General features: G+C 32.6%; 3 protein-coding genes and 1 pseudogene. 1 reads left to right on the plus strand and 3 read right to left on the minus strand.

Annotated features, from left to right (window positions below; all coding sequences use genetic code 11):
• Positions 1–225, plus strand: a pseudogene (locus B879_RS20555) (IS256 family transposase); the annotation flags it as partial.
• A 229-nt stretch (positions 226–454) separates the two neighbouring features.
• Here the strand turns inward: B879_RS20555 and B879_RS20560 are convergent.
• The 3 genes from B879_RS20560 to B879_RS20570 form a co-directional block, all read right to left on the minus strand.
• Positions 455–853, minus strand: a complete 399-nt coding sequence (locus B879_RS20560; protein ID WP_009187154.1) for a DUF1573 domain-containing protein — start codon at positions 851–853, stop codon at positions 455–457.
• A 4-nt stretch (positions 854–857) separates the two neighbouring features.
• Positions 858–1,967 (minus strand): BF3164 family lipoprotein, encoded by a 1,110-nt coding sequence (locus B879_RS20565; protein ID WP_009187155.1) that lies wholly within the window; start codon positions 1,965–1,967, stop codon positions 858–860.
• 110 nt (positions 1,968–2,077) lie between these two features.
• Positions 2,078–2,341 carry a hypothetical protein gene (locus tag B879_RS20570; RefSeq protein ID WP_009187156.1) on the minus strand — a complete coding sequence of 88 codons (264 nt, stop codon included), beginning with the start codon at positions 2,339–2,341 and terminating at the stop codon, positions 2,078–2,080.
• Positions 2,342–2,436 lie beyond the last annotated feature (95 nt).

Consider the following 2,436-nt stretch of genomic DNA (forward strand, 5'->3'; position numbering starts at 1 on the left):
CGAAAAATGATCTATACGACCAATCCGGTAGAGGCGCTGCATAGAATAATGCGAAAACTGATAAAAAGCAAAGCTGCATGGACATCAGAAACAGCACTGTTGAAACAGCTCTATTTATCGATAAGCCGGAACGAAAAGTCATGGAAAAGAAAAGCATTCGGATGGACTTCCATCCAGAGGGAAATCATGGAGCTGTACCCGGAGAGGGTACCACAAAAAAACTAGATTTTCAGCCTAGTATCTTAGTTGGCTTAAGCCAACTAAGATACTAGGCTGAAAGAAAGATTAAACCTTAGACACAGTTTAATGAACTATTCCTATGGCTTTAAGAAAAGTCCATCCGAAATTTAATCCTAACACCTTCCCAGACAAAAATGGGACTATCCCTTTTAATAATACAGCCTCTTTTCCAATTATTTGAACTTGAATGATTTTAATTCAAAAAATCAAAATTTTAATCAAAAGGAACATAACCCTTGACCACCAAACGATCTGGACTAGTTTCACTGTTTGAATACACCATGATTTCCTTTATAAAATATCCTTTATTTTCAATATCGTAGGTAACTTTTATACTATCCTTATTTAAAGGAGGCAAGGCCATATTGCTCCAATAAGGAATTGTACAACCACAAGATGTCGTGATTCTTTCAATAATCAAGTCTTTTTTACCGATATTTTCATAAATGAAATGGAATTCAGCATCTTCTCGAACTCGTAATGTATCAAAATCATGTTCTTTGAGAACAAATGATAGATGGGCTACATTATCTTTTTCCAGATAATTTTTTATAATTGCTGATAGAACTATACTAAAAACTACCACTAAAAAAATATAGCCTAACTTTCTCATTCTATCACCTTTTTAAAATTTGATTAATGTCAAATTTTAATACCAATTCATGAGTATAATCCGTGGCATAAAGTATCCCACTGGCTTCGTCTATGTCAATAGAACTCAAATCATGTTCAATTTCCAAAAATGCTACAGGCTTACCGTCCCAATTATACACCCTTATAAAACTTTCATTCTCCTTTTCTTGATCGGTACCAACATTTCTTTTCGCCTCTAATGCAAAAATAAAATTCTCACTAACTGCCAATCCATTAAAACCATTTATCCTAGGTCTAATATAATTTTCTGTAGGATTTATTTCCTTAGCATCATAGTAATTGTCCTGCCAATTATCTCCATCTACAATAGATTTTACTACCTTAAGATTTTCATCGAAAATATCAATCCTATTAAAAACAAACAATGCCTGAACATATTTATCCATGGAAGGATGTTTATCAAAAGGAGCACCATACAATGAATTTAAAACCTCTGAAGGTAATAGGTGTGCGTTCCTGATTTTGGGGAAAAGTTCTGATTTTTTGGAGGTCTTTGTAATGGGATCAAAATACTTTAATCGCCCTCTATTCTGTTCATAAATCCAAGATGTTGCATAAATTTTACCATTATTCCCTTGAAAAAGCTGAAAATAAGGAAACTCTCTCATATTGATCCTTATCGTATTTTCAATTATAGGTTTGGCAGATTTCGAGGCTAGGGTTTTTGTTAAATTTATTTTATTGAAATTCCCCCGTAAATAATCATAATTCCATAATAACAGTCCATCTTTAGTTTTTTCATATTGTCCTAAGGTGGTTTGCGGGATTTGCCATTCATTAGGACCTTCTCCCCTGATCCCTATTGGCCCCAGATATTTGTAAGTTTTTTTATCAAAAACATGGTAATTATGTGGACCACTGTTTACAAGAGTCAACAAGTAATCACTAACCACAAAAATATGGTGATGATGATTGTAATCATCAATTAAAATTTCTTCTCCTTTGATTTTTTTAACTAAAGGAAAGTTCCTTTTACTAACTTTTGTTATTATTGACTGACCCATTGAATTACTAACCAATCCAAAAATCACTAATATCAAAAACCACTCTTTTTTAAATTTTAAATCTCCCATAAATAATTATTTTAAGGTAGTCGGCCACTATAAAAGCAGCCGACTAGTGACCACAGTAAATAATCGATTACAGAATTTAATTAGGTCTTATTATTAACTAATTCCAGCATTTACCACCAAGGACCTCCTCCTCCAGTGGTACCACAAGGGCCAACACCATGTCCTTGCCCTGTAAGGATTGCACATCTATTCACACTACAGAAATTAGTTATTCCAGAATCCCCATCAACACTATGATTACAAAAACTCACATCCATTAATTCATTGCTCGTTTTTTGATTTGCAAATGAAGTTAATGGTGAAGTACCAACAAAAACACCGAAGAGAGCAGCAAAGATCGCTGTTAACATAAAATTCAATTTTTCCTTTTTCATAACAATACATTTTTAAATTGTGTACAAAATAATTTTCGATAAGTACTTGCAAGTCAGTTAAAATAAATAAATAAATAAATAAATAAATAAATAAA

The organism is Cecembia lonarensis LW9, from assembly GCF_000298295.1.
GTDB classification, from domain to species: domain Bacteria; phylum Bacteroidota; class Bacteroidia; order Cytophagales; family Cyclobacteriaceae; genus Cecembia; species Cecembia lonarensis.

What these genes read in the sequence shown, in the direction of transcription:
- B879_RS20560 (WP_009187154.1), bottom strand. Translation starts at nt 853, where the DNA reads ATGAGAAAGTTAGGCTATATTTTTTTAGTGGTAGTTTTTAGTATAGTT.
- B879_RS20565 (WP_009187155.1), bottom strand. Translation starts at nt 1,967, where the DNA reads ATGGGAGATTTAAAATTTAAAAAAGAGTGGTTTTTGATATTAGTGATT.
- B879_RS20570 (WP_009187156.1), bottom strand. Translation starts at nt 2,341, where the DNA reads ATGAAAAAGGAAAAATTGAATTTTATGTTAACAGCGATCTTTGCTGCT.